The 24,905-nt window shown below is 67.2% G+C and carries 25 protein-coding genes; 3 read left to right on the top strand and 22 right to left on the bottom strand.

Annotated elements, in window-relative coordinates:
* Nucleotides 1-58: 58 nt before the first annotated feature.
* The 5 genes from ACUCV0_RS04660 to ACUCV0_RS04640 all read right to left on the bottom strand — a co-directional run bounded on the left by ACUCV0_RS04660 (nucleotide 59) and on the right by ACUCV0_RS04640 (nucleotide 4,730).
* Nucleotides 59-1,102, bottom strand: coding sequence for a lactonase family protein (locus ACUCV0_RS04660; protein WP_313649249.1), 1,044 nt, complete (start codon nucleotides 1,100-1,102; stop codon nucleotides 59-61).
* A 155-nt stretch (nucleotides 1,103-1,257) separates the two neighbouring features.
* Nucleotides 1,258-1,443, bottom strand: a complete 186-nt coding sequence (locus ACUCV0_RS04655; protein ID WP_059314600.1) for a tautomerase family protein — start codon at nucleotides 1,441-1,443, stop codon at nucleotides 1,258-1,260.
* Nucleotides 1,444-1,458: 15 nt separating this feature from the next.
* On the bottom strand, nucleotides 1,459-1,872 hold the full coding sequence (locus ACUCV0_RS04650) for a cupin domain-containing protein (RefSeq protein ID WP_059314599.1): 414 nt from the start codon (nucleotides 1,870-1,872) through the stop codon (nucleotides 1,459-1,461).
* A 15-nt stretch (nucleotides 1,873-1,887) separates the two neighbouring features.
* Nucleotides 1,888-3,258 carry an NAD-dependent succinate-semialdehyde dehydrogenase gene (locus ACUCV0_RS04645; RefSeq protein ID WP_482212125.1) on the bottom strand — a complete coding sequence of 457 codons (1,371 nt, stop codon included), beginning with the start codon at nucleotides 3,256-3,258 and terminating at the stop codon, nucleotides 1,888-1,890.
* A 497-nt stretch (nucleotides 3,259-3,755) separates the two neighbouring features.
* Nucleotides 3,756-4,730 (bottom strand): aliphatic sulfonate ABC transporter substrate-binding protein, encoded by a 975-nt coding sequence (locus ACUCV0_RS04640; protein WP_482212124.1) that lies wholly within the window; start codon nucleotides 4,728-4,730, stop codon nucleotides 3,756-3,758.
* A gap of 260 nt (nucleotides 4,731-4,990) precedes the next feature.
* Between ACUCV0_RS04640 and ACUCV0_RS04635 the strand changes: the two genes are divergently transcribed.
* Complete coding sequence (locus tag ACUCV0_RS04635; protein WP_482212123.1) at nucleotides 4,991-6,358, top strand: LLM class flavin-dependent oxidoreductase; 1,368 nt, start codon at nucleotides 4,991-4,993, stop codon at nucleotides 6,356-6,358.
* A 17-nt stretch (nucleotides 6,359-6,375) separates the two neighbouring features.
* The gene (locus ACUCV0_RS04630) at nucleotides 6,376-7,161 is read left to right on the top strand and encodes a MetQ/NlpA family ABC transporter substrate-binding protein (RefSeq protein ID WP_482212122.1); all 786 of its coding nucleotides are present in this window, start codon (nucleotides 6,376-6,378) and stop codon (nucleotides 7,159-7,161) included.
* Nucleotides 7,162-7,176: 15 nt separating this feature from the next.
* Here ACUCV0_RS04630 and ACUCV0_RS04625 read toward each other — a convergent pair whose 3' ends face one another.
* The 10 genes from ACUCV0_RS04625 to ACUCV0_RS04580 all read right to left on the bottom strand — a co-directional run bounded on the left by ACUCV0_RS04625 (nucleotide 7,177) and on the right by ACUCV0_RS04580 (nucleotide 16,986).
* On the bottom strand, nucleotides 7,177-7,779 hold the full coding sequence (locus ACUCV0_RS04625; protein ID WP_482212121.1) for a class I SAM-dependent methyltransferase: 603 nt from the start codon (nucleotides 7,777-7,779) through the stop codon (nucleotides 7,177-7,179).
* A 183-nt stretch (nucleotides 7,780-7,962) separates the two neighbouring features.
* Nucleotides 7,963-9,054 carry a dimethylsulfone monooxygenase SfnG gene (sfnG, locus tag ACUCV0_RS04620; protein WP_482212120.1) on the bottom strand — a complete coding sequence of 364 codons (1,092 nt, stop codon included), beginning with the start codon at nucleotides 9,052-9,054 and terminating at the stop codon, nucleotides 7,963-7,965.
* Nucleotides 9,055-9,277: 223 nt separating this feature from the next.
* Nucleotides 9,278-10,462 (bottom strand): ABC transporter substrate-binding protein, encoded by a 1,185-nt coding sequence (locus tag ACUCV0_RS04615; protein ID WP_482212119.1) that lies wholly within the window; start codon nucleotides 10,460-10,462, stop codon nucleotides 9,278-9,280.
* Entirely contained in the window at nucleotides 10,459-11,448 is a 990-nt protein-coding gene (locus tag ACUCV0_RS04610; RefSeq protein ID WP_482212118.1) for a CobW family GTP-binding protein, read from the bottom strand. Before ACUCV0_RS04610 ends, ACUCV0_RS04615 begins: the two co-directional genes overlap by 4 nt.
* On the bottom strand, nucleotides 11,445-11,744 hold the full coding sequence (locus tag ACUCV0_RS04605) for a hypothetical protein (protein ID WP_059314592.1): 300 nt from the start codon (nucleotides 11,742-11,744) through the stop codon (nucleotides 11,445-11,447). Before ACUCV0_RS04605 ends, ACUCV0_RS04610 begins: the two co-directional genes overlap by 4 nt.
* Nucleotides 11,745-11,753: 9 nt before the next feature.
* Nucleotides 11,754-12,503 carry an SDR family NAD(P)-dependent oxidoreductase gene (locus ACUCV0_RS04600; protein WP_482212117.1) on the bottom strand — a complete coding sequence of 250 codons (750 nt, stop codon included), beginning with the start codon at nucleotides 12,501-12,503 and terminating at the stop codon, nucleotides 11,754-11,756.
* Nucleotides 12,504-12,513: 10 nt separating this feature from the next.
* On the bottom strand, nucleotides 12,514-13,284 hold the full coding sequence (locus tag ACUCV0_RS04595; protein ID WP_482212116.1) for an SDR family NAD(P)-dependent oxidoreductase: 771 nt from the start codon (nucleotides 13,282-13,284) through the stop codon (nucleotides 12,514-12,516).
* A gap of 11 nt (nucleotides 13,285-13,295) precedes the next feature.
* The gene (locus tag ACUCV0_RS04590; protein ID WP_482212115.1) at nucleotides 13,296-14,651 is read right to left on the bottom strand and encodes an MFS transporter; all 1,356 of its coding nucleotides are present in this window, start codon (nucleotides 14,649-14,651) and stop codon (nucleotides 13,296-13,298) included.
* 25 nt (nucleotides 14,652-14,676) lie between these two features.
* The gene (locus tag ACUCV0_RS04585) at nucleotides 14,677-15,558 is read right to left on the bottom strand and encodes a polysaccharide deacetylase family protein (protein ID WP_059314588.1); all 882 of its coding nucleotides are present in this window, start codon (nucleotides 15,556-15,558) and stop codon (nucleotides 14,677-14,679) included.
* A gap of 72 nt (nucleotides 15,559-15,630) precedes the next feature.
* Nucleotides 15,631-16,986 (bottom strand): amidase, encoded by a 1,356-nt coding sequence (locus ACUCV0_RS04580; RefSeq protein WP_482212114.1) that lies wholly within the window; start codon nucleotides 16,984-16,986, stop codon nucleotides 15,631-15,633.
* Between the two features lie 285 nt (nucleotides 16,987-17,271).
* On the opposite strand from ACUCV0_RS04580, the gene ACUCV0_RS04575 reads away from it, so the two are divergent.
* Entirely contained in the window at nucleotides 17,272-18,285 is a 1,014-nt protein-coding gene (locus tag ACUCV0_RS04575; RefSeq protein ID WP_482212113.1) for a GntR family transcriptional regulator, read from the top strand.
* Here ACUCV0_RS04575 and ACUCV0_RS04570 read toward each other — a convergent pair.
* The 7 genes from ACUCV0_RS04570 to ACUCV0_RS04540 all read right to left on the bottom strand — a co-directional run bounded on the left by ACUCV0_RS04570 (nucleotide 18,282) and on the right by ACUCV0_RS04540 (nucleotide 24,859).
* Nucleotides 18,282-18,935 (bottom strand): methionine ABC transporter permease, encoded by a 654-nt coding sequence (locus ACUCV0_RS04570; RefSeq protein ID WP_323150089.1) that lies wholly within the window; start codon nucleotides 18,933-18,935, stop codon nucleotides 18,282-18,284. The two genes, ACUCV0_RS04575 and ACUCV0_RS04570, sit on opposite strands and share 4 nt — an antisense overlap.
* Nucleotides 18,928-20,022, bottom strand: a complete 1,095-nt coding sequence (locus tag ACUCV0_RS04565) for a methionine ABC transporter ATP-binding protein (protein WP_482212112.1) — start codon at nucleotides 20,020-20,022, stop codon at nucleotides 18,928-18,930. Before ACUCV0_RS04565 ends, ACUCV0_RS04570 begins: the two co-directional genes overlap by 8 nt.
* Nucleotides 20,019-20,861, bottom strand: a complete 843-nt coding sequence (locus ACUCV0_RS04560) for a MetQ/NlpA family ABC transporter substrate-binding protein (protein ID WP_482212111.1) — start codon at nucleotides 20,859-20,861, stop codon at nucleotides 20,019-20,021. The genes ACUCV0_RS04565 and ACUCV0_RS04560 overlap by 4 nt, the downstream gene beginning before the upstream one ends.
* A gap of 63 nt (nucleotides 20,862-20,924) precedes the next feature.
* Nucleotides 20,925-21,953: an ABC transporter substrate-binding protein gene (locus ACUCV0_RS04555; protein ID WP_059314582.1), complete on the bottom strand. Its 1,029-nt coding sequence runs from the start codon at nucleotides 21,951-21,953 to the stop codon at nucleotides 20,925-20,927.
* 205 nt (nucleotides 21,954-22,158) lie between these two features.
* Entirely contained in the window at nucleotides 22,159-23,133 is a 975-nt protein-coding gene (locus tag ACUCV0_RS04550) for an ABC transporter substrate-binding protein (protein ID WP_482212110.1), read from the bottom strand.
* A complete protein-coding gene (locus tag ACUCV0_RS04545) occupies nucleotides 23,130-24,083 on the bottom strand; it encodes an ABC transporter substrate-binding protein (protein WP_059314580.1) in 954 nt (317 codons plus the stop codon). The genes ACUCV0_RS04550 and ACUCV0_RS04545 overlap by 4 nt, the downstream gene beginning before the upstream one ends.
* The gene (locus ACUCV0_RS04540) at nucleotides 24,080-24,859 is read right to left on the bottom strand and encodes a class II aldolase/adducin family protein (protein WP_482212109.1); all 780 of its coding nucleotides are present in this window, start codon (nucleotides 24,857-24,859) and stop codon (nucleotides 24,080-24,082) included. The genes ACUCV0_RS04545 and ACUCV0_RS04540 overlap by 4 nt, the downstream gene beginning before the upstream one ends.
* Nucleotides 24,860-24,905: the final 46 nt, after the last annotated feature.

The raw sequence follows: 24,905 nt of genomic DNA, 5'->3' as shown, positions 1-24,905 counted from the left end.
AGGGCCGCCGACGAGGCGGCCGATCTTGTTGTTGTAGGACGCGGCGGAGCAGCGGCCTTCAGGGGCTGAAGACCAGGCACACCGGGCTGCCGCAGCGCACCGCCGTGCCGGTGGGTTCGAGGATTCCGCGGGTCTCGTCGACCAGGAAGGTGACGATGCTGTCGCTGTCTTCGTTGAGGGCGAATAGCTGGCGGCCATCCGGCGCCAGGGCGAAGGCACGTGGCGTGCGGCCACCGCTCGCCAGGCTGCCGAGCGGCGTTGGCAGCCCGCTCTGGGGATCCAGCGTGAAGACCATCAGGCTGTCGTGGCCGCGATTGGTGGTGTAGAGCAGACGCCCGCTGCGATCCAGTTCGATGGCCGCCGCGCGGCTGTTGCCGGTGAAGCTGGCCGGCAGCGTCGAGTGGATGGCCAGGGGCTCGAGGACACCGGAGCGGGCAGCAAAGGCATAGGAGGTGAGGGTCGAATCCAGCTCGTTGACCACATAGGCCCGCGGCAGGTGCGGATGGCAGACCAGATGCCGCGGCCCCGCGCCTTCGCGGGTCGCCACCTCGGCTACCGGCACCAGGCGTCCGTCGTGAAAGGCGAAGCTGAAGATCCGGTCCAGCCCCTTGTCCGGCACCAGTACGAAGCGGCCACTGGGGTCGAAAGGATTGCAGTGCGGCTTGGCATGGGGCTGTTCCTGGCGGTGCGGCCCGGGTTCGCCCTGCAACTCCAGCAGCTGGACCAGAGGCTCCAGGCGGCCATCCGCCGATACCGGTAGAACGGCGAGACTGCGGCCAAGGTGATTGCTCACCACCAGATGGCGATCATCCGGGGCCAGTGCCAGGTGGACCGGATTGCGGCCGCCGGTGTCCTGCCGATTGAGGAAGGCCAGATGCCCGGTCTGGCGGTCGACGGCGAAGGCGCTGACCGCCTGCTCGTCGCCATGCACCGTATAGAGACGGTCACCCGCCCGATTGAGGGTCAGGTAGGACGGATTGATCAGGTCACCGACCACCTGGACGAGTTCCAGCGCGCCTGCGGGCGTGACCCGGTAAACGCTGATGCCCTCCCCGCGGGCCTGGCGGGCACGGGTGGTTCGGCTGCCGACATAGGCGTACATAGGGGCTCTCCTGGCACCGACTGGAAGGGTCCGACGTCCGCGCCAAGGCGACCGTCCGACCCGCTTGCGTCACCTTAGGCAACCTGCTCCCCAGCGAAAATTGACCTTTGGCCAACGAGGCGTTCGCGCCTGGCGAACGCTCGCCAGCGCCCGTCTCAGCGCTCGCTGTAAGGCACGCCGCCGCGGGCCTTGTCTTCCGGCTCGGCCTCGACGATCTGTACCACTACCCGGTCAGCGGGTACGCCGAAGCTATCCACCACCGCCTCGGTGATGCGTTTCATCAGCAGTTTCTTCTGTTCGGCACTGCGGCCCTTGACCGCATGAACGACGACTTCCGGCATGAGTAGCTCCTGGAACTAGGTACGGTGTTCGGCGGCGATCGGGCGCGTTTCGCCCGTTTCCACCAGGGTGCGTGTGGCCTCAGCAGAGCCATAGATCCAGAGAATCTTCATGGGCTCGGTGGCCGAGGCATTGCGAAAGCGATGAGGCACGCCAGCCGGAATGTAGGTCACGTCCTGAGGCGCGACGGTGAACTCCTGGCCGTCGATATCGAAGATCGCCCGGCCCTCCACCAGCATCACGCTCTCTTCGCAATTGTGGTAATGGAAGGGAATCTGCGCTCCACCCTGGAATTCGGTGTAGCCGTTGATGAAATTGCGCGCCCCCAGGCCCGCGGTCACCAGCGGCATGGTGGCGGCGCCACCGCCGCGGTCGTGCTTGGCGATGGTCTCGGGCTTGAGCAGCCAGGCGGCGGAATCGGTCTTGATCATGAAAGTCTCCTTGGCTCAGGACTGGGCGCCCTGCCAGACGGTCTTGACGTTGGTGAATTCGCGGATGCCCCATTCGCCCAGCTCTCGGCCATAGCCGGACTGCTTGATGCCACCGAAGGGCACCCGTGGATCGGAAGCCACCAGCGCATTGATGAACACCGCGCCCGCCTCGATACGCCGGGCGAGGCGCTGGGCCCGCGCCAGATCGCGGGTCCAGAGGGCCGCACCCAGACCGAACTCGCTGGCATTGGCGACGCGGATCGCCTCGTCTTCGTCCGCTACCCGGATGATCGCGGCCACCGGCCCGAAGGTCTCTTCGCGGGCCACGGTCATCTCCGGGGTCACCCGGTCGAGCACGGTGGGCGGATAGAAGAAACCCGGCCCGGGGAGCGGCGTGCCGCCCAGCACCAGCCGCGCCCCCTCGACGAGGCTGAGCGTCACCTGGCGCTGCAGGTCCTCGCGCAGACTGGCGCGGGCCAGCGGACCGATCTGGGTGGCACGATCCAACGGATCGCCCAGCCGCAGGGCCGCGGCCGCTGTCGCGAAGGCCTCGGTGAAGGCGTCAGCCACCGCGTCGACGACGATGAAACGCTTGGCGGAAATGCAGCTCTGACCGGCGTTGCCAAAGCGCGCCTTGACCGCGGTCTGTGCGGCCAGGGCCACGTCGGCATCGGCCAGCACGATGAAGGGGTCCGAGCCGCCCAGTTCCAGCACCTGCTTTTTCATCAGGGAGCCGGCCTGGCTGGCCACCTGCTGGCCGACCGCGGTGGAACCGGTCAGGGTAACGGCGGCGATGCGCGGATCCGCCAGCACTCCTGCCACCTCCCTCCCCTCGATCAGCAGCGTGGCCACCAGGCCCAAGGGCAGGTCGGCCTTGGCGAACGCCTGCTCCAACGCCAGCGCGCAGCCCGGGACATTGCTGGCGTGCTTGAGGATGGCACCATTGCCGGCCGCCAGAGCTGGCGCGGCGAAGCGGATGAACTGCCAGAAGGGGTAATTCCAGGGCATCACCGCGAGCACTACGCCGAGCGGATCGTAGACCACCCGGCTATCAGCTGCGGCGCTCGCCACGGGGGTATCGCCGAGAAAGCACGGTGCCTGCTCGGCGTAGAACTCGCAGGTGAGCGCGGACTTCTCGATTTCCGCCTCGGCCTCCATCAGGGGCTTGCCCATCTCGCTGACGATGAGCCGGGCATAGGTGTCGCGACCGGCCCGCAAGACGGCTGCCAGGCGGACGAGGGCCGCACAGCGCTCGGTCAGCGGACACTCCGCCCACTGCCGCTGCGCCACAGCGGCCTGGACCAGGCGCTCTTCGACCTGTGCCCGGGTATGGGTGTAGTAGGTCGCGATGGCGGTCCCGGTAGCGGGGTTGACGACTTCAATCATGAGCGACTCCATTTGTTTTTTATTTTAACGAAAGACAATGATAGGTGCGACTTCTGAACAGTGCAGTCACTGTACTGTCTGGCACACGCCAAAAAACCGCGTCACCCCCATCACTCATTGGTACTTTGTTAGTACGTTATACCAATGTGATTAACCGAGCAAGCGGCAGCAAACCTTGGTGGAAGAGGTACCGGGTTTCTACGGGACGGCGAATGAATCGGAACAGCAATTCGACTCGTGGCCCCGCTCCTCCAGGCGCGAGCCCAGCGCCGTGAGTCGTCGCAGCTCCGCGCAGGCCGTGGCGGAATGGGGTAAGGCGACGGTGAAGCCTTGCCGGACGCGCAAGCGCTCACCACCCGGCGCCAGGCGGGCGGGCGCACCTGGGCGTGGTTCGGGTGAAGTTCCTTGGATGGAGCGCCTGGCTTAGCAGGGCAAGTCACACGGCGTGGCGTAGCGTGGCCTCGTACCGCATGACAACCTGATCAGCTAGCCTTCGGTCAGGGCACGGTAGGGCACCACAGGTCCACTGCGCCGGCGTCCACGGGGGCAGGCAGCAGCGTGGCGGCATGGAAGGCGTCGGCGATGCGCTGCTGCTCGTCCAGGGCGGCGCGGCTGACCGGCTGGACATCGTAGGTGCGGCGGCCGTTGGCCAGCTCGACGGTCGCCTCGTCCAGGCGACCCCACTGCGGACCGAGGATGCGTGCCGCCGCGGCAGGGTGTTGCTTCACCCACTGGCCGGTGCGCTGCAATTCGGCGAAGACCAGGGCCAACACCTCGGGATGAGCCTGGGCATAGGGGGTGGCGGCCAGGTAATAGCGCGGGTAGCTGGCCAGGCCTTCGCCCGAGGCGAGGATGCGGACGTGCTGCTGGCGCTGGGCGCTGGCCACGAAGGGCTCCCAGGTGACCCAGGCGTCCACCTTGCCATTCTCCAGGGCGGCACGGCCGTCGGCCGGAGTGAGATAGGCCGGCTGGATGTCGGCGAAGGTCAGACCGACCTTCTGCAGGGCAGCGATCAGCAGGTAGTGGCTACCGGCGGCCTTGGTCACGGCGATGCGCTTGCCCTTGAGATCGGCGAGGGTCTGCAGCGGCGAGCCCTCCGGGACCAGGATGGCCTGGGCCTGGGGCGACGGCGTTTCCCGGGCGAAATAGGTGAGTTTGGCACCCGCGGCCTGGGCGAACACCGGCACGGTGTCGGCGACGTCGGCGGAGAGATCCACGTTGCCCACGTTGAGCGCTTCCAGCAGCGGCAGGCCGCTGGAGAATTCGTGCCAGCTGAGGGTAACGCCCTGGGCCGCCAGGTCGCGTTGCAGGGTGCCCTGCTCCTTGAGCAGCACCAGCAGGGTGGAGGATTTCTGGTAACCGATACGCAGGCTGGTATCGGCCTGGACGGCGCTGGCGAGGCCTAGCAGACCCAGCGCGAGCAGGCCCCGGCGGAGAAGACCTGCGCGGAACGAAAAGCGGATAGCGGCCATGAATGCCTCAACGGGCGGCGAATAAATGTCGACCACGATAAGGAATACGCAAAGGCCAGCTTAATACCGATTTGGAATTTGGTTAGAGGCGAGCCCCAAGCCGCGAACACCTTAACGTTATACCGAAAGGCTATTTAAGGCCCTGCATATCTTGAAGCTAACGTATAACCACCGGACCACCGGATCTCTCCCTCCGCCTTTACTCCCGAGGATCCCATGGCCGTGCTCTACACCGTTCTCCGCTTACGGGCGCCCTTCCAATGAATGCTCCCGCCAAGCAGGTACTGCTCAACGCCTTCAACATGAACACCGTGGGCCACATCAATCATGGCTTGTGGACTCATCCGCGCGACACCTCCAGCACCTACCACACGCTGGGCTACTGGACCGAGCTGGCCCAGCTGCTGGAACGCGGGCTGTTCGATGGCCTGTTCATCGCCGACATCCTGGGCGTCTACGACGTCTATGGCGGCAACGTCGACCTGACCCTGCGCGAATCCATCCAGTTGCCGGTCAACGATCCCTTCCTGCTGGTCTCGGCCATGGCCGCCAGCACCCGGCACCTGGGGTTCGGTCTGACCGCCAATCTCACCTATGAGCCGCCCTACCCCTTCGCCCGCCGCCTTTCGACCCTGGATCACCTGAGCGAAGGCCGTGTCGGCTGGAACATCGTCACCGGCTACCTGGACAGCGCCGCCCGGGCCATGGGCCTGGCGCGCCAGATCGCCCACGACCGCCGCTACGACCAGGCTGACGAATACCTGGAAGTGCTCTACAAGCTGCTCGAAGGCAGCTGGGCCGACGACGCCGTGGTCCGTGACCGCGTCCAGCGGATCTATGCCCGTCCCGAGCGGGTGCGCAAGGTCGTGCACCACGGCGAATTCTTCGACGTCGAGGGCTATCACCTCTGCGAGCCCTCGCGGCAACGCACCCCGGTGCTGTTCCAGGCTGGCTCCTCGGATCGCGGTCTGGCCTTTGCCGGACGCCATGCCGAATGCGTCTTCATTTCAGGGCAGGACCAGGCCGCCACCCGCGCCCAGGTCGAGCGAGTGCGCGGCGCGGCAGTCGCGGCGGGCCGCGATGCCGCGGACGTCAAACTGTTCATGGGCCTCACGGTGATCGTCGCCCCTACCGCCGCCGAGGCACGGGACAAGCACGCCGAGTACCTGAACCATGCCAGCGCCGAGGCCGGGGTCGCCCACCATGCGGCCTCGGTGGGCATCGACCTGGCCGCCTATGGCCTCGACGAACCCATCCGCCCGCAAAGGACCGAGGCCATCGAATCGGCGCTCAAGCGCCTGGTGGCCAAGGATGCCGGCTGGACCCGTCGCAAGCTGCTGGAACAGCACGCCCTGGGCGGACGCTACACCACCCTGGTCGGTGATCCTCGGCAGGTAGCGGATGCCCTGCTCGGGTGGATCGACGAGACTGGGCTGGACGGCTTCAACCTCGCCCGCACCGTCACCCCCGAGTGCTACGGCGACTTCATCGACCTGGTGATCCCGGAGCTGCAGAGCCGGGGTCGCTACAAGACCGCCTACGCCGAGGGCAGCTTCAGACACAAGCTGTTCGGGCGCGGTGATCGCCTGGATTCCCGGCACTTCGGCACCCGCTTCCGTCAGGACTGAACGCTCAAGGACACCCCATGCCCCGCCTGAAACCCCTGCTTTTCGCCCTCGGCCTCGTCAGCGGTACGGCCTTTGCCGCCCCGCTCAAGATTGGCACCACCGCCGCCTTCGCCCCGCCCCTGGAAGTGGCGGCGCAGGAAGCCAAGGCCGCCGGCGTGGACGTCGAGCTCGTCGAATTCAGCGACTGGATCGCCCCCAACACCAGCCTCGCCAACCATGACATCGACGCCAACTACTACCAGCACATCCCCTTCCTGGAGAACGCCAAGCGCAGTGCCGGCTATGACCTGGTGGCGGTGGCGCCGGGGATCATCAACAACGTCGGGCTCTATTCGAAGAAGTACCGCACCCTGGCGGAAGTCCCCAAGGGCGCGCGGGTGGCCATCGCCAACGATGCCATCAATGGCGGCCGTGGCCTTTTGCTGCTGGAGAAGGCTGGCTTCATCACCTTGAAGCCTGGCGTCGGCTACCACGCGACGCTTGCCGACATCACCGGCAATCCGCGCGACATCCAGATCATCGAACTCGAAGCCGTGCAGTTGGCTCGCTCGCTGGACGATGTCGACCTGGCCCAGGGCTATCCGCATTACCTGCGCCTGGCCAAGACCCTCGATCCCAACCAGGCGCTGTTGTTCGACGGCCTCGACCATCCCGAGTACGTCATCCAGTTCGTCGCCCGTCCGGACAACAGGGACGACCCGCGCCTGGCCAAGCTGATCGATCTCTACCAGCACTCGCCCAAGGTGCGCGCCGCCCTGGACCAGGCCTACGGCACCCTGTACCAGCCAGGCTGGAAGAGGTAACGCTCGCGGGCCCGATCAAGGTTTTTCGACGACGAAGGCGCAGCGTCCGCGGTTCCTGCCGCCATCGGGCAGGTCCATGAATTCGTCGACGAGGATGCGCACGCCCTGCTCCAGCAGGAGGCCCCGCAGCACCTCCGGCGGATGGGAATCGTAGAAGAACGGCTGTTCGAACATGGTATCGACGAAGGCTTCGCTCCCCGAACCGCCCGCCGTCAGCATCAGTCGCCCGCCCGCTGGCAGCCCGGCGATCACTCGCGCCAGGACGGGCCCGTGCCAGCGGCGCTCCAGGTGGAACAACGAATCCCAGAGCAGCGCGCCCTGGTAGGGTTCGGCGCAAGCGTAGTTTTCCAGGCGCGCCTCAATCCAGCGCTGCTTGGGGAATTCCCGTCGCGCGTGAGCCAGCATGGCGGCGGCCTGATCGACACCGAGCACGCGATGCCCCTCGGCCAGGATGGCGGCGGCGACCGGCGTGCCCGTGCCGCAGCCCAGATCGAGCACGGTGGCGCCGGGTGCGAGATTTTCCAGCAGCAGCGCCAGATAGCGACGCTCGTCGTCTCTGAGGCTGATCCGGGTCTGGCGGAAGGTGTCGGCAATGGCGTTGTAGGAGGTCTTGTTCAAGGTCGGGCTCCCTGGCTATCCCAGGAGCTTAGCCCAGCCTGCTCGTGGCTTCCGGCCCTGCTTCTCGCCCCGGCCCTTTCGCCTGGCAGTTTTTGCGTTCAGACCGCCACCTGGCGTTCTCCGGCCAGGTGCCTGGGTCACGGGCCAGCCAATGCCTCGCGTGACCCAGGGGAGCCCTCTGGCCTAGGCCGCGGCCTGGGAGGCGGCCCGAGCCTCCAGTTCGCGCACGAGCGGCAGCACCCGCTGGCCGAAATACTCCACCTCCTCCTGGAAATGCAGGAAACCGGCCAGCACCAAGTCCACGCCTTCGGCCTTGAGGGCCACGATGCGCTCGGCGACCTGTTCGGGCGTACCGATCAGGTTCGGCTTGAAGCCGTCGTTGTACTGCACCAGGTCCTCGAAGCTGGAGTCGGCCCAGTTGCCCTTGCCTTCCGGGCTGGCAGCACCAGCCTGGCGCGCCGCATCGCCAAAGGCCTTGACCGCCTCCGGGTTGGCCTTCGCCACGATCTCCCGCAACACCTCGCGCGCCTCGGTCTCGGTGTCGCGCGCGATGATGAAGGCATTCACCCCGACCTTGACCTCACGCCCCTCCGCCGTGGCCTTGGCGCGCAGGTCCTGCACCTGGGCGCGAATCTCCTCGCGGGTGCCGCCGTTGGTGAAGTACCAGTCGGAAACCCGCGCCGCCATGTCCCGTGCCGCCCGCGAGCTGCCACCCTGGAAGATCTCTGGATGGGGCTGCTGCAGCGGCTTGGGTTTCAGGGTGTAGTCGCGGAAGCGATAGAAGTCGCCGGCGAAGCTGAAGTTGTCCTGGGTCCAGATACCCTTGAGGGCACGGAGGAATTCCTCGGAGCGGCGATAGCGCTCGTCGTGCTCCAGCCAGGGTTCACCGATGCCATGGAATTCGCCCTTGAACCAGCCAGACACCAGGTTGATGGCGATACGGCCGTTGGTGAGCTGGTCGATGGTCGCCAGCTGCTTGGCCGCCAGCGCCGGATTCCAGGGGCCGGGCAGGATGGCGGCGATCACCTTGAGCCGTTCGGTGGCCGCCAGCAGGGCATGGCTGAAGGCCACCGACTCGTGCTGGTACTCGGCGCCGTAGCCGGCAGTGAAACGGATCTGCGTCAGGGCATAGTCGAAACCGGCCTGCTCGGCAAGCTGGGCCAGCGTGCGGTTGTAGTCGATGCCCCAGTGGGTGCGCTGCTCGATGGTGCTGACCACCAGGCCACCACTGACGTTGGGGACCCAATAGGCGAATTTGACGGGGTTCTGCGACATACGAGGCTCTCCAGGTAGGGCTCGCCATACAAGGCGAGCGAAACGTTGACCCTGAGCCTCCAATCAAGAACCGAACCAAGTCTGAATGTCCCTTTGATTCAATGACTTGGCGGATAAAACACGACGATTTCCCGTGTTGCCGAAGGGACAGCTGTCCGGCCGCTGTTGCCTGAGCAACAGTGCAGCAAGGCGTCTGCCACGCCGGTTTCACACGGATGTCGCCTCAAGTGGCGGTGGTCCGCAGGAATTCGCTCCAGCGCCGCACCAGGTAGTTGTGCTCGTCCATCACCGAATTCCACACGCCGATATGGCTCATGCGCTCGGCGTAGGAACCGCCCTCGCGACGCTGACCCACCTCGATCAACGGCAGGCCGTCGCTACCGTACAGCTCCTCCCGCGCTGGCAGACCGCCGTACCAGAAATCCCACTCCGCTGCGCTCAGGTGATCCCTGGCCCTTACCGGATTGGCGATGTAGAAGCCCTGGCGGGCCATGACCGCGCCAGGCCAGCCGGCCAGCCACCAGTTGAGGTAGGCATAGGCGGCATCACGCACCCGTCCCTCGGCGCAACGTGACAGCGACAGGCCGCCGAACCAGGCCCGATAGCCTTCGCGTGGTACCGCCACCCGGTAGTCGACCCCGGCCCGGTGCAGGGCCATGAGCATCGGCGACCAGAGACTCTGGATGTCCACCCCGGCGGCCAGGGTCAGCTCGCCGGCGCTGCGGTCGTCGGACCAGAAGGCGGCGAAATGCCGATGCCGCTGGCGCTCCACCAGCAGCTCGGCCAGGCGGTCGATCTCCTCCAGGCGCAGGTTGCCGATGTCGTCGAAGCGCGCGAGACCCGCTGCCTGGATCGCCAGGGCAGCGTCCAGGGCGCCGATGGCAGCGTCGCTCTGCAGGGCGCTGTGGCCGCACCAGCCCTCGTCGATCAGCCAGGCCCAGCTCTCCTCCTGGCCGACCAGGGCGGGGGGCAGGCTTTCGGGTCGGTAGGCGAAGCTGTCGGCGTTGTGGGTCAGCGGCAGCATGCTGATGCGCTCGCTGGGCTGACCGCCCAGGCTGCCGTCGTGCTGCACATAGAGGCGGTCGCACGGCCGGCAGCCCGGCGCCAGGCGATCCGTGGCGTGCAGCCGCCCGCGCTTGGGCAGGTCGTTGATTTCCTCCCAGAGCGCGATGCGGCGGATGTCGATGGGCTGGATGGCCCGTGCCGGCCAGACGAAGTCGACGTTGTGGAACCACTGGTCGTAGAGGTCGTAGCTATCAGGCTCCAGCACGGCGATGCGCTGGGCGGTCTGGACATCGTGGATCTGGTAGACCAGGCGGATGCCCAGCTCCGCTTCCGCCCGCTGGCGGATGGGTTCAAGCAGGGTCACCGAGGTCCCCAGCACCCTCAGGGTCAGCGGCGTGCTCATGCAGCCCGACCCAGACCGCCCATGAAGGCGGCGAAGGAGCGTCTGAGCAGCGCGGTGTCCAGGTCGCGAACGATGAATACCAGGCGCGAGCGACGTTCGCCCGCCGGCCAAGCCGGCAGATGCACCGGTGGATGCAGACTGTGCTGCACGCCGTGGATGACGATGGGTTGGCTGGCGTCGATCACGTCGAGGATGCCCTTGACTCGCAGGATGCGTTGCCCGTGGCATCTTAGCAGCATCGACAGCCACACCCCGAAGGCCATCCAGTCCAGCGGCCGGTCGAACTCCAGGCAGCAGACCTCTGCGCTGCCGTGGCGGCCTTCGGCTACCGCGGCGAACAGGCGCCAGCGACCGACCTCGGCGGCCGGGTCGGCGGCCCGCAGGCCTTCGCCCAGCAGCAGGTCATCGCCACTAACCACGGAAGCCGCCAGCGCCCGAGTGGCGGTGGGATTGAGCTGGGCCAACTGCCGGTCCAGCCGCTCCAGCGTGGCAGGCGTGACCCGGTCGGCCTTGCTCAGCAGCAGCCGGTCGGCTGCGGTGACCTGGTTGAGCCACTCCGGGTGCAGCCCTTCCTGCAGCGCGGCATGCTCGGCGTCCACCACCGTCACCAGGAGCCCCAGGTGGAAGCGTCCGCGCAGCTGGGGATCGAGGTTGAGCGTGGCCAGGATGGGGCCGGGATCGGCCAGGCCGGTGGTCTCCAGCAGGACCCGGCGAAAGGCCGGTATCTCGCCGCGACTACGGCGCCCGTGCAACGTCAGCAATGCTTCCTTGAGGTCACCGCGCACCGAGCAGCAGACGCAGCCGCTGGGCAGCAGCACGGTATCGGGCGCCACCTCTTCCACCAGCAGGTGGTCGATGCCGACTTCGCCGAATTCGTTGATCAGCAGCGCCGTCTCGCCCAGGGCTTCCTGGGCCAGCAGGCGCCGCAGCAGCGTGGTCTTGCCGCTGCCGAGAAAGCCGGTGATGACATTGACCGCCAGGCTCATGGCGCCCCCTCCAGCGGTGCCAGGACGCGCGGATCCAGGGGATCGAGCGGTCGCCCCAGCACCCCCTCGGCCTGGCGCCAGAGATCGTCCAGCCCCTCGGCCAGCGCCTGGCGTCCGGTCGGCCCCTGGACCAGGTAGGAGGCGCCCTGGACGTCGCTCACCGTGAGCCGGAACGGCGCCACCACCCGGTTGATGGCCGCGACCCGACGCAGGCGCTCGCGCCGTCGCGGCAGGTCGTCGCCCAAGGGATCGCTCCAATGGAGATCTGGCCCGAGCAGGCCGCAGAGTCCGCACATGGGTACCTCCTAGGGCATGACATCGCCGGAATTGGGGCCCAGGGTTTGGCCGACGAAGAGATTGCCACCCGGATCGCTGGCCAGCAGCAGTGCGACCGGCGCCACCTCCTCCGCGCGCCCGAAGCGCCCTAGCGGCAGCTCGCGGGCCTTGGCTGCCTTCCAGTCGGCGCTGATGCCGTCCACCAGGGGCGTCTCGATGGGCCCGGGGGCGATGGCGTTGACCAGCACGTTGTCGCGGCCCACCTCTAGCGCCAGGGACTTGGTGAAGCCGATCACCCCGGCCTTGGCCGCCGCATAGTGGCAGAGCTCGGCGCCACCCTTGATGCCGAGCTGGGAAGCGACATTGATGATACGGCCCCAGCGCTGCGCCTGCATGTGCGGCAGCGCGCGCTGGCTGGCGAGAAAGACGCTGGTGAGGTCGACGCGCAGCATGTCGTTCCACTGTTCCAGGGTCAGGTCGACGCAGGGCGCCTGGGTCAGCATCCCGGCATTGTTGACCAGGATGTCGATGCCGCCGTAAGCCGCCACGCAGGCGTCCACTCCGGCTCGGGCGCCATCCGGCTGGCCAACGTCGGCGACGGTCTCCGTCACCGACGCGCCCAGGGCACGGCATTCCTCGGCCACCCGCGCCAGGTGCTCGGCGTCGCGGTCGGCCAGTACCAGGTGCGCGCCGGCAGCGGCATAGGCTCGCGCGATGGCGGCGCCGATCCCGCTTGCGGCGCCGGTGACCAGGGCGCGACGGTCTGTCAGCTCGAGCATGCTCTTCTCCTCAATCGGGCCAGCGCACGGTGAGACCGCCGTCGACGATCAGACTCTGGCCGGTGATGTAGCTGGCTTCGGTACTGGTCAGGAAACGCACCAGCGCCGCCACCTCCTCGGGCTTGCCGACGCGGCCCAGAGGAATGCTGCGGGCGGCCTTGGCCAGGCCCTCCGGACCGAGGGAGTTCTTGGCGTCCAGCGACTGGGGCGTCTCGATCAGACCGGGAATCACCGCGTTGCAGCGAATGCCGCGCGGCGCCAGTTCGACCGCCAGCGAGCGACACAGTCCCGGTACCCCGGCCTTGGCGGCGGCATAGTGGGCATGGTCCTGCCAGCCGTAGACACCGCCGGCGATGGAGGAAATGGCCACCAGGGCGCCGCCCTCCCCCAGGTGCCGCGCCGCGGCCCGGAAGGTGCGCATCACCCCGGTAAGGTCGACGTCGAGCATCTCGTGCCAGCGCTCATCGCTCATCTCCAGCAGCGGTGCGGCACGCAGCAGACCGGCGTTTGCCACGGCATAGTCGAGGCGTCCGAAGTGCGCCCGGGCGGCATCGGCCAGGGCATCCACCGAGGCGCTGTCGCTGACGTCCAGTGGTTCGAGCAGGCACTCGCCACCCGCGGCGGCCACCAGCCGCCGGGTGTCTTCGGGGTCATGGGGATCGCCGGGGTAGTAGCCACCGACCACCCGCACGCCATGGCGGGCATAGGTGACGGCCAGGGCCTGGCCGATGCCGCTGGCGGCGCCGGTGATCAGGGCAACGGGTGAAATGTGAGCGTTCATCGAGGCTCCTGTCATTTGAGGCTGGTGGGTTCGACGTGGCGCGCGGCCCACATCACCAGGCCGGAGAGAAAGCACGGCAGGGCGCCGAACCAGAGTGCGGCGCTGTGCCACTGGCCACCGCTGCCAAGGACGCTGGTGATGCCGAGGCCGGCGAGGATGGCGCCGATCGGTCCCATGGCGTGGACGATGGCGCCACCCGTGGCACGGATGCTGGTGGGAAAGCTTTCGCCCATGAAGAACAACATGGCCGAATAGGGCCCGGTGAGAAAGAACAGCCCCAGGCTGTAGAGCGCCACCACCGGCACCAACTGGCTCGGCGCCTGCAACATGGCGAAGAAGGCCACACCGCCGCACGTCCAGCCCAGGGCCACGGTGTTGCGCCGGCCGATACGATCGCCCAGCCAGCCATGGAACAGGTAGCCGATGAAGCCGACGGCGTTGGACAGCACCAGGATCCACAGCGAGTTCTCGAAACTGAGCTTGTGCACGCTGACGATCACCGAGGTCCCCAGCACGCTGAACACCTGGATCGCCGACCAGTTGAGCAGGATGGCCAGGCTCAATACCAGGGTCGGGCGCAGGGCCTGGCCCTTGAAGGCCATGGCCACGCCGGCCTTGGCGTGCTCTTCGTAGTCCACGCCGTATTCGTGGGCCAAGGCACGGGCGTCCTGCTCCTGGCCTTCGCGACGCAGACGCTGGATGCGGGCGTGCACCTGGAATTGTGGAGACTCCTTGAGCTTGCGCGCCAGCACGGCGATGACGAAGGCCGGCACGGCGGCGAACACGAAGCAGCCCTGCCAGCCAATGTGGGGCAGCAGCAAGGCAGTGAGCCCGGCGGCGATCAGGGCGCCGATCGGCCAGCCGCTCTGCACCAGGCTGTAGATGAAGCCCCGGCGCCGGATCAGCCGAGGATCGTCGGAGGCGGCATAGACCTCGGTCAGGTAGGTGGCGTTGACCCCCTCCTCCGCGTAGCCCAGGCCAGCGACCGAGCGAACCAGCACCAGTGGCACCTTGCCCATGCCGGCACAGAGCGCGGTCAGCGCCGAGCACAGGGCGGTGCCGCCAATGGTGACGATGATGCCGCCGCGGCGACCGATCCGGTCCACCAGCGGGCCGATGGCGAAGGCGATGATGGCCCCACCCAGCGCCACCCAGGTGGCGAGTTCGGCCTGCTCGGCCTCGCTCCAGTTGAAGTGTCCACCCATCACCGGCAGCAGGGTGCCGAACAGGATGAAGTCGTAGACGGCGAACACCCAGGCGAAGAAGGCGATCCAGGTGGCATAGCGGACATCGCCGGAAGACAGTTGCTGCGGTTTCCAGGCAGCGGTGGTTTCCGTATGGAGCGAGCTGGCGGCAGGGAGGGTCATGGTCCTGTACCTGTGGGCTGGGCGCTTAGCGCTGGCGCGGCTGGCGCCGCAGGAAGTCGTCGGCGATCTCGTCCATGGTGGCGAAATGCACTCCGGCGTGACCCTGGATGTGCTCGATCAGGCGTTCGAGCATCAGCAGCACCTGCGGCCGCCCCGAGACATCGGGGTGGATGGTGATGGGGAAGACGGCGTAGTCCATCTCGCGATAGACCCAGTCGAACTGGTCGCGCCACATCTCTTCCAGATGGCGCGGATTGACGAAGCCGTGGCTGTTGGGTGCCTTCTTGATGAACATCATCGGCGGCAAGTCGTCGAGGTACCAGTTGGCCGGGATCTCCACCAGGTCGGTTTCCTGGCCGCGCACCAGGGGCTTCATCCAGCTCTCGGGTTGCTGGCTGTAGTCGATCTTGGTCCAGCTGTCGCCCACCCGCACGTAATAGGGACTGAAGTCGTTGTGCATCAGGCTGTGGTCGTACTTGATGCCTTTTTTCAGCAGCAGCTCGTTGGTGACCCGGCTGAATTCCCACCAGGGCGCCACGTAGCCGGTGGGCCGCTTGCCGGCCAGGGTGGTGATCAACTCGATGGACCGGTCCAACACCGCCTCCTCCTGCTCGGGGGTCATGGCGATGGGATTCTCGTGGCTGTAGCCGTGGATGCCGATCTCGTGACCTGCCGCGGCCACCGCCTGCATCTGTTCGGGAAAGGTTTCCACCGAATGCCCCGGAATGAACCAGGTGGTCTTGAGGCCGTAGCGCTCGAACAGCTTGAGCAGCCGCGGCGCCCCCACCTCGCCGGCGAACAACCCGCGGGAGATGTCATCGGGCGAATCCTCGCCGCCGTAGGAGCCGAGCCAGCCTGCCACCGCGTCGACATCGACGCCGATGGAAACGAAGATTTCTTTGGCCATCGTTGCAACCTCCAGTACCCGGACAGACACAGGTCGATGGCGGAGCCGGGCCCCCGCCACCGCCGCTTGAAATCAGACGCGGAGCTGAGCTTCCAGGGCCGTGGCGGCATCGAGCAGGCGCTCGTCCGCCGCCGCCGGGGCCACCAGCAGCAGGCCGGTGGGCAGGCCCTGGGCATCGCGGCCGTTCGGTAGCGATACGCCAGGCGCACCGAGCAGGCTCCCGGCCATGGTCAGGCGCAGCAGCTCCAGATTGGTAACGGCGAACAGATCAGCGTCGGCTTCCAGAGGGGCCAGCAGCGGCGCCACGCGGCTCACTGTCGGCACCAGCAGCAGGGCCTCGGCGAATTCGGCGGCAAAGCGCGCCCGCAGCTGATCGCGGCGTTCATGCAGAACGGCCAGATGGTCGACCGGCAACGCCCGCGCACGCTCCAGGCGCTGCCGTACCCGCGGATCCAGGCGCGCGGCGTCGGGACCGTCGAGCACGTCGCGGTGCAGCGCGAAGGCCTCCACCGCACCTGGCCAGCCTTCCTCGGCGAGAAACTCCAGGGCCTCGGCAAAGACCGTGCGGGCGCGGCGCTCCACACTTACCCCGGCACGGGCCAGCCGCTCGGCGGCGGCAAGCAGATTGGCTCGCACCGCCGGCTCTATCCGGGCATCGTCCAGCACGCTCACATCCAGCACCACCCGCAGATCCGTTGCCGCCGGCAGCGGTCGAGCAGCGCCGCCCACCAGCAGGCGATCCAGGCACTGCACGTCACGCAGGCTGCGCGCCAGCGGACCCGGTGCGTCATAGGAGGCGGCCAACGGAAAGATGCCAGCCGCCGGATAGCGACCCAGGCTGGGGCGATAGCCCACCAGGCCATTGAGGGCGGCCGGCAGGCGTACCGACCCGGCAGTGTCGGTGCCGAGGGCCAGGGGTACGATCCCCGCGGCGACGGCCACCGCCGAACCGGAAGAGGAGCCTCCCGGGATACGCACCTCGCCGCTCGCCCACGGGTTGGCGGGCGTACCGAAATGGGGATTCAAGCCGATGCCGGAATAGGCGAACTCGCTGAGATTGACCTTGCCCAGGCTGACCAGCCCAGCCTGGCTCAGGCGCTGGACCATGACGGCATCGATCGTGGCAGGCGACGCTGCGCGGCGAAGTCCGGCACCGCAGGTGGTGATCTCTCCCTGCAGATCGAAGAGGTCCTTCCAGGCCAGGGGTACGCCATCCAACGGCGAACGCGGCTGTCCAGCGCGCCAGCGCTCCCTGGAAGCCAGGGCTTCGGCGCGACCGCGTGCCATCGTCAGGGTGATGAAGACGGAAGAGGAAGACTGGGCGCACCCCAGGGCCGCTTCGAATACCGCGACCGGATCGAGGGTCCCGGCGGCATAGGCTTCACCGAGACCGACCGCATCCATTGCCAGGGCTTGAGCGGATTCCATCGTCACTCCTTAAACGTACATTTTATAATTTGGTACGTTTAATAGAGCAGGCTTTGTGCCAGCTTTAGCAAAAGGCCGCAGCCCGCTCACAAACAGAGGCAATAGGGGTCATCTGAACCTGCCCTCACCCCAAGCCAATAAAATGTACTTAAATTAAATAGATCCATTTTTGTGCAGAACCGTAACGCCTGCCCCGTTACCGTGCGTGTACCTGACCCCACCGGTAACGCGCGAAAGGCCGTGAGCCTGTGCCACAATTCTCATCTCGTTTCCGGAAGGTCCCCGATGTCGGCAGCAGTCCCCGCCCCCCTCGATGACAGTCGTACCGCCGCGCGCTACGCGATGATCCGCAGTGCACTGCGCGAAGCCATCCTGGCCGGCCGTGCGGCGCCGGGGCTGGTGCTGGTCGAGGCGCCGCTGGCGCAACTGTTCGGCACCAGCCGGGTACCGGTGCGCCAGGCGCTGACGCTGCTGCAGGAGGAAGGCCTGATTCGCCGCTTCGAGGGGCGCGGCTACCTGATCGATCCGGTCGGTACCGCGGGCGAGCCGCAGCGTCAGCCGCTGACGCGGCAGTTGCTCGGCCTGGGCAGCAGCGACGAACTGATCGATACGCGCTCCCTGGGCGAGCGGGTCGGCGACGAAATCGCCGCCTGCGTCAGCCACGCCATGCTCTTCGGCCATTTCCGGCTGGACGAGCAGCCGGCTGCCGACCACCTGGGCGTCAGTCGCGCCGTGGTCCGCGAAGCCCTGATGCGCCTGCGCGATCGCGGCCTGGTGGAAAAGGAGCCCTATGGCCAGTGGCTGGCCGGCCCCCTCACCGCCCAGGCCATCCGCGACGACTACGAGATCCGCGCGCTTCTGGAACCCGAGGCGCTGTTGCAGACCGCGCCGGGGCTGGCGCGCAGCGAACTGCTGGATATGCTCGAACGGCTCGAGCAACTGGCCGACCAGCCCGCCCCCACTTCCTGGGCGGCGGTGGAGCGCATCGAGGCGGATCTGCATGGGCGCTGCCTGGCCGGTCTGCGCAATCGCAAGCTGGCCCAACTCATCGCTCACAGCCAGAGTCCGCTGAATGTGTCACGCATCTTCCACCAGTCGCTCGGCACCCCGCTGGACGAGGCGGTGCTGGTGGAGCATCGCCTGGTGCTGGAATCCCTGCTGGTGGGCAGTCCCGATGCGGCGGCCAGCCAGTTGCGCAACCACCTCCTGCGCGGCCGCGACCGCACCCTGCAGCGGCTCAAGGTACTGTCGGTGCTGCCCGACCCAGAACTGCCGTCCTATCTGGAGCGCCTCAGCTAACGCGCCCGCAGGTGCCGCACGTAGCGGTCGCCGATGAACTGGATACCGCACACCAGCACCACCAGGATGGCGATCACCACGGCCATCACCTGGGTGTCGTAGCGCTGGTAGCCGTAGCGGATGGCCAGGTCGCCCAGCCCGCCCGCGCCTATGGCGCCCGCCATGGCCGAGGCGCCGATCATGGCCACCAGGGTCACGGTGAAGCCACCGATGATGCCGGGCAGCGCCTCGGGCAACAGCACGTTGAAGACGATGTGCCGCCGCTCGCAGCCCAGCGCCTGGGCCGCCTCGATTACCCCACCGCCAACTTCGCGCAGGCTGACCTCGGCGATACGGGCGAAGAACGGCGTGGCGCTGAGGGTGATGGGAACCACCGCCGCCCAGACGCCGATGGTGGTACCGGTGATCAGCCGCGTCAGCGGGATCAGGGCCACCAGCAGGATGATGAAGGGCGTGGCGCGAAAGGCGTTGACCACCGTGCCCAGCACCCGGTTGAGGGTGGGCGCGGCGAAGATGGCGCCGCGCCCGGTGGTGACCAGCACCACCGCCAGGGCGATGCCGGCGAACCAGACGATGGCCGCGGACACGCTGACCATGGTTAGGGTATCGAGGAAGGCTTTCCACAGCGCCTTGAGCATGAACTCAGACATAACCCAGTACCTCCGCGCGGGCGAACAGGCCAGATTGCCCAAGAAAGGCGGCCAGACGCCGCTCGTGCGCTGTCGTGGCTACCAGCAAGCGGCCCAGGGCGTGCCCCTGGATGCGATCGATACCGCCATGCAGCAATTCCAGCGGCGCGCCAAGCGCTTGGCCCAACGCCTGGAAGTCGGGCTCCACGCCCTGGCCGTCATAGGTCAGTTCGAGCACTGTCCGCGCGCCAGGTTGGCGGCTGGCACTCAGCCGATTGGCGAGATCCGGCGGCAACTGTGCGGAGAGCGGCGCCAGCAGCGCACGGGTGGCCTCTGCCTGGGGCGCGCCGAAGAGTTGCCACACCGGTCCCTGCTCGACGATGCGGCCGTGCTCCAGTACCACCACCCGGTCGCAGATCTGGCGGATCACCGCCATCTCGTGGGTGATGAGCACGATGGTCAGGCCTAGGCGCCGATTGATGTCCTGCAGCAATGCCAGGATCGACTGGGTGGTTTCCGGGTCCAGGGCCGAGGTGGCCTCGTCGCAGAGCAGCAGCTCGGGCTTGAGCATCAGCGCGCGGGCGATGCCCACCCGCTGCTTCTGGCCACCGGACAGCCGTGACGGATAGACCTGCTCCTTGCCCTGCAGGCCCACCAGCTCCAGCAATTCCCGGGCCCGGGCTTCGATCTCGTCGCGGCGAAAGCCAGCAGCCTTGAGCGGCAGCGCCAAGTTTTCCAACACCGTCTGCGAGGCCAGCAGATTGAAGTGCTGGAAGATCATGCCGATGCGTCGACGCAGCGCCACCAGCCGGTCGCCCTTCAAGGTGCCAATGTCCACGCCGTCGACCAGCACCTGGCCGGCGCTGACATCCTCAAGCCGATTGAGGGTGCGGATCAGACTGGACTTGCCAGCACCGCTACGGCCGATGATGCCGAAGATCTCGCTACGGGCGATGGACAGATCGATGTCCGCCAGGGCCGTGACGGGCACCGCGCCGCCGGTGTAGACCTTCTGCACCCCGGTCAGACGCAGATGCTCCTGTGCGGCCAGGCGCTCGGGTTCGGTGAGAATCTGCGGTGCTGGAGAGTGACGCAATGCACTGGTCATCGTGATACCTCCTGCCGATTCAGCCAGGCCAGGCTGTAGAGCTGCGGATTGCCATAGGCCTTGGCGATGGCCTCGCGCACCCGCGGATCGTGCTGGAACACCTGGATGAAGGTGCGGATCGCCGGGTCGGCGGCCTTGTCTGGCCTGGTCACGAACCTCAGGGCGTAGAGGTGACCGCTGGCTTCGTCGTCACTGAACAGCAGGGCACTGTTGGGATCCGTGGTACCCGCGGCGAGGATATGCGAGGGATAGCTCTGCGCCAGGGTCACGTCGTCCAGTACCCGCGCCAGTTGCGGCCCGGGCAGCTCGATGAATTTGAGGTGGCGGGGATTGGCGACGATGTCCTGCAGGCTCGCCTTTGGGCCGGCATCCGGCCTGAGCTGGATCAGACCGGCGCGGGCATAGAGGTGCAGCCCGCGTCCCTGGTTGACCGGGTCGTCGGCCACCGCCACGGTGGCGCCGTCCGGCACCTCGGCAAAGCTTTTCACGCGCTTGGAATAGAGGCCGACCTTGTTTTCCACACCATAGGCGATGGGCACCAGGCCATAGCCGTTCTGGGCGTTGGCGTTGTCCAGGAACGGCTGGTGCTGGAAGTAATTGACGTCGATGTCGCCGTGAGCGAGCGCCAGATTCGGCGTGTTCCAGTCACTGAAGGCGACGATCTCCACCTCCACGCCCTTTTCCCGCGCCACCTCGGCGGCACGCTCCAGGGCGGCGTTCTGCGGACTGTCGTTGATGCCGAGGCGAATCTTCTGCGGCTCGGCGGCCTGGGCGGACAGTGCCAGGGTCGTGCTCGCCATGAGCAGCCCGAGGCGCTGAAAAATCGAAGGAATAGCCATGGGAGACCTCGAGATGTCGAGGGCTCGTCCGGTGGTCCGGTGGAACCCGTAAGGGAAAAGGGGTCAGCTGCCGTTCTGGTTGGGCGCATCGACGAAGAAATAGTCCTGCCAGGCGCTGGGCTGGTTGCGGATGGCCCCGATGCGGTACATGAACTGGGCAAGCTTGAGGGTGTTCTGCGGCGCCGTGTCGAAGTTGACCTCGGGGCTTTCGATGATCCGCTGGATCAGCGCCGGATCGAGACGGGAATGCTCGACCTTCACGTAGGTACGGGCGGCGGTGGCCTTGTCCTTCTCGATGATCTGCCCGGCCTCGACCAATGCCTCACGGAAGGCCTTGTAGGTCTTGGGATTGTCCCGGCGGAATTTCTCGGTGACGAACACCAAGTTGGGCGAGACGGCCCCGCCGAGCACGTCATAGGAACTGAGCACCCTGTGCACCTTGCCGCTGGCGAGTTCCTGCTCCTGGAATGGCGGATTGGCGAAGTGGCTGTCGATCTCGGTACCGCCGGAGATCACCGCCGCGGTGGCATCCGGATGGGGTACCGCCACGGTCAGGGGATCCAGGCGATTCCAATTCTTCTCGCCAAAGGCCTGGGCGGCGGCGTACTGCAGGAAGCGCGACTGCACCGAGACGTTGACCGCCGGCACGGCGATGCGGTCCTTGGCGGTGAAATCGGCCAGGGTCTTCACCTGCGGGTTGTTGGTGACCAGGTAGTTGGGAAAGGCCCCCAGGCTGGCCACGGCCTTGACGTTCTGTCGACCATGGGTGCGGTCCCAGAGCGTGAACAGCGGCCCGAGCCCGGCGGAGCCGACGTCCACCGCGCCCGACAGCACCGCCTCGTTGACGGCTGCGCCACCGGACAGCTTTATCCAGTCGACCTTGATGTCGACGCCCTCTTCCTTACCGTGCTTCTCGATCAGTTGCTGGTCCCGCAGCACATGCAGGATCAGGTAGGACACGCCGAATTGTTCGGAGATGCGCAGGGTACCCTCGGCCTGGGCCACCTGGGGTGCAGCGACCAGCCCGATGAGCAGGCTTACGGTGAGTCCCAAAGCCAGGGGACGACGGGTGAAGGGAAGACGTAAGGGCATCGTGGCACGCTCATCCATGGGATTGGCTTATAGCCTACTCAAGCTGTTAAGCCTTTTTGAAATAAGGATGGGTTATATAGATAGGTCAAGGATGGGTGGGTATTTCCCTCACCCCAGCCCTCTCCCCCGGGGAGAGGGGGTGCCCTGTCAGTAGGTTGGCGCTGAGCAACGCGAAGCCCAACACCACCGGGAGATTCCTACCACCCTACTCCCGCGCCGCCTGCCGCGGCTCGTCCGGCTTGCTTACCCGGAACCCCTCGGCGAAGGTCGCCCGGGCCTCCAGACGCTGCGGAATCAGGCCGCTGCGGTGGTAGAAGTCCGCCGCTGTCTGCTGGTCGGCCACCACCCCAGGATCGATGGGTTCCCAGTGCAGCTGGCGGCGCTCGAATTGCAGCCGGGCCACCGCCTCGGGAAAGCCGATGATCTGCGCCAGGGTCTTGGCATAGCCATCGAGGTGGGCGTAGCCCCAGCGCTGGGCAGCGGCCAGACGGTCGAGGTAGTCCTGCAGCGCCGCGCGCTGGGCCGGATCGGCCAGGGCCGTGTCGGTGGCGGCCAGGAAGCTGTTGCCCGCCCAGAGTCCGCGACCACTGACCAGCACCCGGGCGCCGTCGACCTCCTCGGCCTGGGCGGTATAAGGCTCCCAGGTCGCCCAGGCATCCACCGAGCCATTGGCCAGGGCCATCTTGGCATCCACCGGACCAAGGAAGCGAAAGCTCACGTCCCGGGCGGTCAGGCCCACGGAATCCAGCGCCTTGAGCGCGATGTAATGGCCGATGGAGCCGCGCCCGGTGGCGATGCGCTTGCCCTTGAGATCGGCCGCGCTCCGCAGTGGCGAGTCGCGCGGCACGATCACCGCCGTGCCATAGGGATCGGACTTGTCCACGGCGATGGCCTTGACCGGCGCGCCGGCGGCCAGGGCGAACAGCAGCGGGCCATCGCCGATGATGCCGGCATCCACCGCGCCCGCATTAAGCGCTTCGGCCAGGGGCGCGGCGGCGGGAAATTCCGCCCACTGGATGCGATAGCCCGGCAGGTCGCGCAGGCCGTCGGCCGCCTCCAACTGGGCGCGCATGTTGCCCTTCTGGTCGGCGATGCGCAGGGTCAGGGGCTCGGCGGCCAGGGCCGCGCTGGCGGCGAGCAGCAGCGGTAGCGCCAGCAGGGTACGGCGGATGAGGGTCATGGTTTGGCTTCCTGGGTAAAGACACTGGCATCGGCCAGGGCGGCGACGTCGACCGGTTTGGGCAGCACCTGGAGTTCGCTGAAGAGATCCGCCACCTGCTGTACCGCAGCGAGGTCCGCCGGCTGCACGGGGCGCAGGCCACGGGAGGTGCGGGTGGAAATAGCCACCGCGGCACCTTCCGGCAGGCGCGTCAGCTCGGCGTAGACCCGGGCATAGTCCTGCGGATGGGCGACCGCCCAGGCCCGCGCCTGGGCCAGGCGCCCGGCGAAATCGGCGATGGCGGCGCGCTTGGCCGGGTCCTCCAGCGACGCTGGCGTGGCGGTGAGAAAGCCCAGCGCGGTGGTCAGCCCCTGGCCATCGCGCAGCAACCGGGCGCCGTGCTGCTCGGCGATGCCGAGATAGGGATCGAAGGTGGCCCAGGCGTCGATCTGCCCGGCATTGAAGGCGGCGCTGGCATCAGTGGGCAGCACGAACTTGACCGTCACCTCGTCGCGCTTGACGCCAGCCTCTTCGAGGGCGGCATAGAGCAGGTGCTGGGAGATGCTGCCCTTGGCCGAGGACACCACCACGGTGCGCCCCTTGAGGTCCCTCACCGAACGGATCGGCGAATCCTTCTGTACCAGCAGGCCATTGGCCTGGGGATAGCCGACATTGGTGGCGACGAGCTTGAGCGGCACGCCGCCGGACGCGGCCATCAGCACCGGCAGGTCCCCGGCGTAGGAGGTATCCACCGCGCCGACGCGCTGGGCCTCGAACAGCGGCGCGGCGCCCTGGAAGTTGGCCCAGCGATAGCTGTAGGGCGCGCCTTCGAGGGTCCCGGCGGCTTCCATCATGGCGCGCAGACCGCGGGCCTGGTCGCCCAGCACCAGGGTCACCCCGGAGAGATCCGGCGCCGCCTGGGCCTGCCCTAGCAGCAGCGCCAGGCCCAGCGTGGCGAGTAAGCGCTTCATTGCGCGTACTCCCGGCCCTCGTGGCGCTCCAGTTGGCGTACCGCCGCCTCCCAGTGACGGACATGGGCACCGCGCGCCAGGTTGCCGGGAATGAGGTCGCTGACCTTCTGCGCGATGGCGTCCGCGGCGATCACCAGCTCGGCACCGCCGCTCTGCGCCGCCAGTTGCGCCGCGCAGGAACGCTCCAGGTAATAGAGGTGCCAGAAGGCTTCCTCCAGACTCGCGCCCACGGTCAGCAGCCCATGGTTGCAGAGGATCATCGCCGGGTGCGCCCCGAGGTCGGCCACCAGCCGACTCTGCTCGTCCAGATCCAGGGCCACGCCCTCGTAGCCATGATAGGCCAGGCGGCCAAAGAACCTCATGGCGTGCTGGGAAATCATCAGCAATCCGCCGCGCTGGGCGGACACGCCAATGCCCGCGGCCGTGTGGGTGTGCAACACCGCATGGAGGTCCGGCTGGGCACGGTGGATGGCGCTGTGGATCACGTAGCCGGCCGGGTTGATGCCTAGCCCGGTGGGGTCGAGGACGATCTCGCCGTCGATGTCTACTTTCACCAGCGAAGAGGCGGTGATCTCGTCGAAGGTCTGGCCGAAGGGATTGATCAGGAAGTGCACATCGGGGCCCGGCACCCTCAGCGAAAAGTGGGTATAGATATGGTCGGTCCAGCGTTCACGGGCGGCCAGGCGATAGGCGGCGGCGAGCTTGACCCGCGCCTCCCATTCGGCGGCGGACACCTGGGCGCGGACGCTGGCGAGGGGGTTGGGGAAGGCGGTCATGCATGGGCTCCGAAAGCAGAAGAAGCGCCAGGGCGATGGGCGTTGC

The organism is Pseudomonas sp. VMV1, assembly GCF_056790235.1.
The sequence above is the reverse complement of the archived record's forward strand: the minus strand, read 5'-3'. Positions and strand labels throughout refer to the sequence as shown.

Bases quoted from the DNA above. Each gene is read 5' to 3' on its own strand.
- ACUCV0_RS04660 (WP_313649249.1), bottom strand. From the start codon at position 1,102: ATGTACGCCTATGTCGGCAGCCGAACCACCCGTGCCCGCCAGGCCCGC.
- ACUCV0_RS04655 (WP_059314600.1), bottom strand. From the start codon at position 1,443: ATGCCGGAAGTCGTCGTTCATGCGGTCAAGGGCCGCAGTGCCGAACAG.
- ACUCV0_RS04650 (WP_059314599.1), bottom strand. From the start codon at position 1,872: ATGATCAAGACCGATTCCGCCGCCTGGCTGCTCAAGCCCGAGACCATC.
- ACUCV0_RS04645 (WP_482212125.1), bottom strand. From the start codon at position 3,258: ATGATTGAAGTCGTCAACCCCGCTACCGGGACCGCCATCGCGACCTAC.
- ACUCV0_RS04640 (WP_482212124.1), bottom strand. From the start codon at position 4,730: ATGGCCGCTATCCGCTTTTCGTTCCGCGCAGGTCTTCTCCGCCGGGGC.
- ACUCV0_RS04635 (WP_482212123.1), top strand. From the start codon at position 4,991: ATGAATGCTCCCGCCAAGCAGGTACTGCTCAACGCCTTCAACATGAAC.
- ACUCV0_RS04630 (WP_482212122.1), top strand. From the start codon at position 6,376: ATGCCCCGCCTGAAACCCCTGCTTTTCGCCCTCGGCCTCGTCAGCGGT.
- sfnG (WP_482212120.1), bottom strand. From the start codon at position 9,054: ATGTCGCAGAACCCCGTCAAATTCGCCTATTGGGTCCCCAACGTCAGT.
- ACUCV0_RS04615 (WP_482212119.1), bottom strand. From the start codon at position 10,462: ATGAGCACGCCGCTGACCCTGAGGGTGCTGGGGACCTCGGTGACCCTG.
- ACUCV0_RS04610 (WP_482212118.1), bottom strand. From the start codon at position 11,448: ATGAGCCTGGCGGTCAATGTCATCACCGGCTTTCTCGGCAGCGGCAAG.
- ACUCV0_RS04605 (WP_059314592.1), bottom strand. From the start codon at position 11,744: ATGTGCGGACTCTGCGGCCTGCTCGGGCCAGATCTCCATTGGAGCGAT.
- ACUCV0_RS04600 (WP_482212117.1), bottom strand. From the start codon at position 12,503: ATGCTCGAGCTGACAGACCGTCGCGCCCTGGTCACCGGCGCCGCAAGC.
- ACUCV0_RS04595 (WP_482212116.1), bottom strand. From the start codon at position 13,284: ATGAACGCTCACATTTCACCCGTTGCCCTGATCACCGGCGCCGCCAGC.
- ACUCV0_RS04590 (WP_482212115.1), bottom strand. From the start codon at position 14,651: ATGACCCTCCCTGCCGCCAGCTCGCTCCATACGGAAACCACCGCTGCC.
- ACUCV0_RS04585 (WP_059314588.1), bottom strand. From the start codon at position 15,558: ATGGCCAAAGAAATCTTCGTTTCCATCGGCGTCGATGTCGACGCGGTG.
- ACUCV0_RS04580 (WP_482212114.1), bottom strand. From the start codon at position 16,986: ATGGAATCCGCTCAAGCCCTGGCAATGGATGCGGTCGGTCTCGGTGAA.
- ACUCV0_RS04575 (WP_482212113.1), top strand. From the start codon at position 17,272: ATGTCGGCAGCAGTCCCCGCCCCCCTCGATGACAGTCGTACCGCCGCG.
- ACUCV0_RS04570 (WP_323150089.1), bottom strand. From the start codon at position 18,935: ATGTCTGAGTTCATGCTCAAGGCGCTGTGGAAAGCCTTCCTCGATACC.
- ACUCV0_RS04565 (WP_482212112.1), bottom strand. From the start codon at position 20,022: ATGACCAGTGCATTGCGTCACTCTCCAGCACCGCAGATTCTCACCGAA.
- ACUCV0_RS04560 (WP_482212111.1), bottom strand. From the start codon at position 20,861: ATGGCTATTCCTTCGATTTTTCAGCGCCTCGGGCTGCTCATGGCGAGC.
- ACUCV0_RS04555 (WP_059314582.1), bottom strand. From the start codon at position 21,953: ATGCCCTTACGTCTTCCCTTCACCCGTCGTCCCCTGGCTTTGGGACTC.
- ACUCV0_RS04550 (WP_482212110.1), bottom strand. From the start codon at position 23,133: ATGACCCTCATCCGCCGTACCCTGCTGGCGCTACCGCTGCTGCTCGCC.
- ACUCV0_RS04545 (WP_059314580.1), bottom strand. From the start codon at position 24,083: ATGAAGCGCTTACTCGCCACGCTGGGCCTGGCGCTGCTGCTAGGGCAG.
- ACUCV0_RS04540 (WP_482212109.1), bottom strand. From the start codon at position 24,859: ATGACCGCCTTCCCCAACCCCCTCGCCAGCGTCCGCGCCCAGGTGTCC.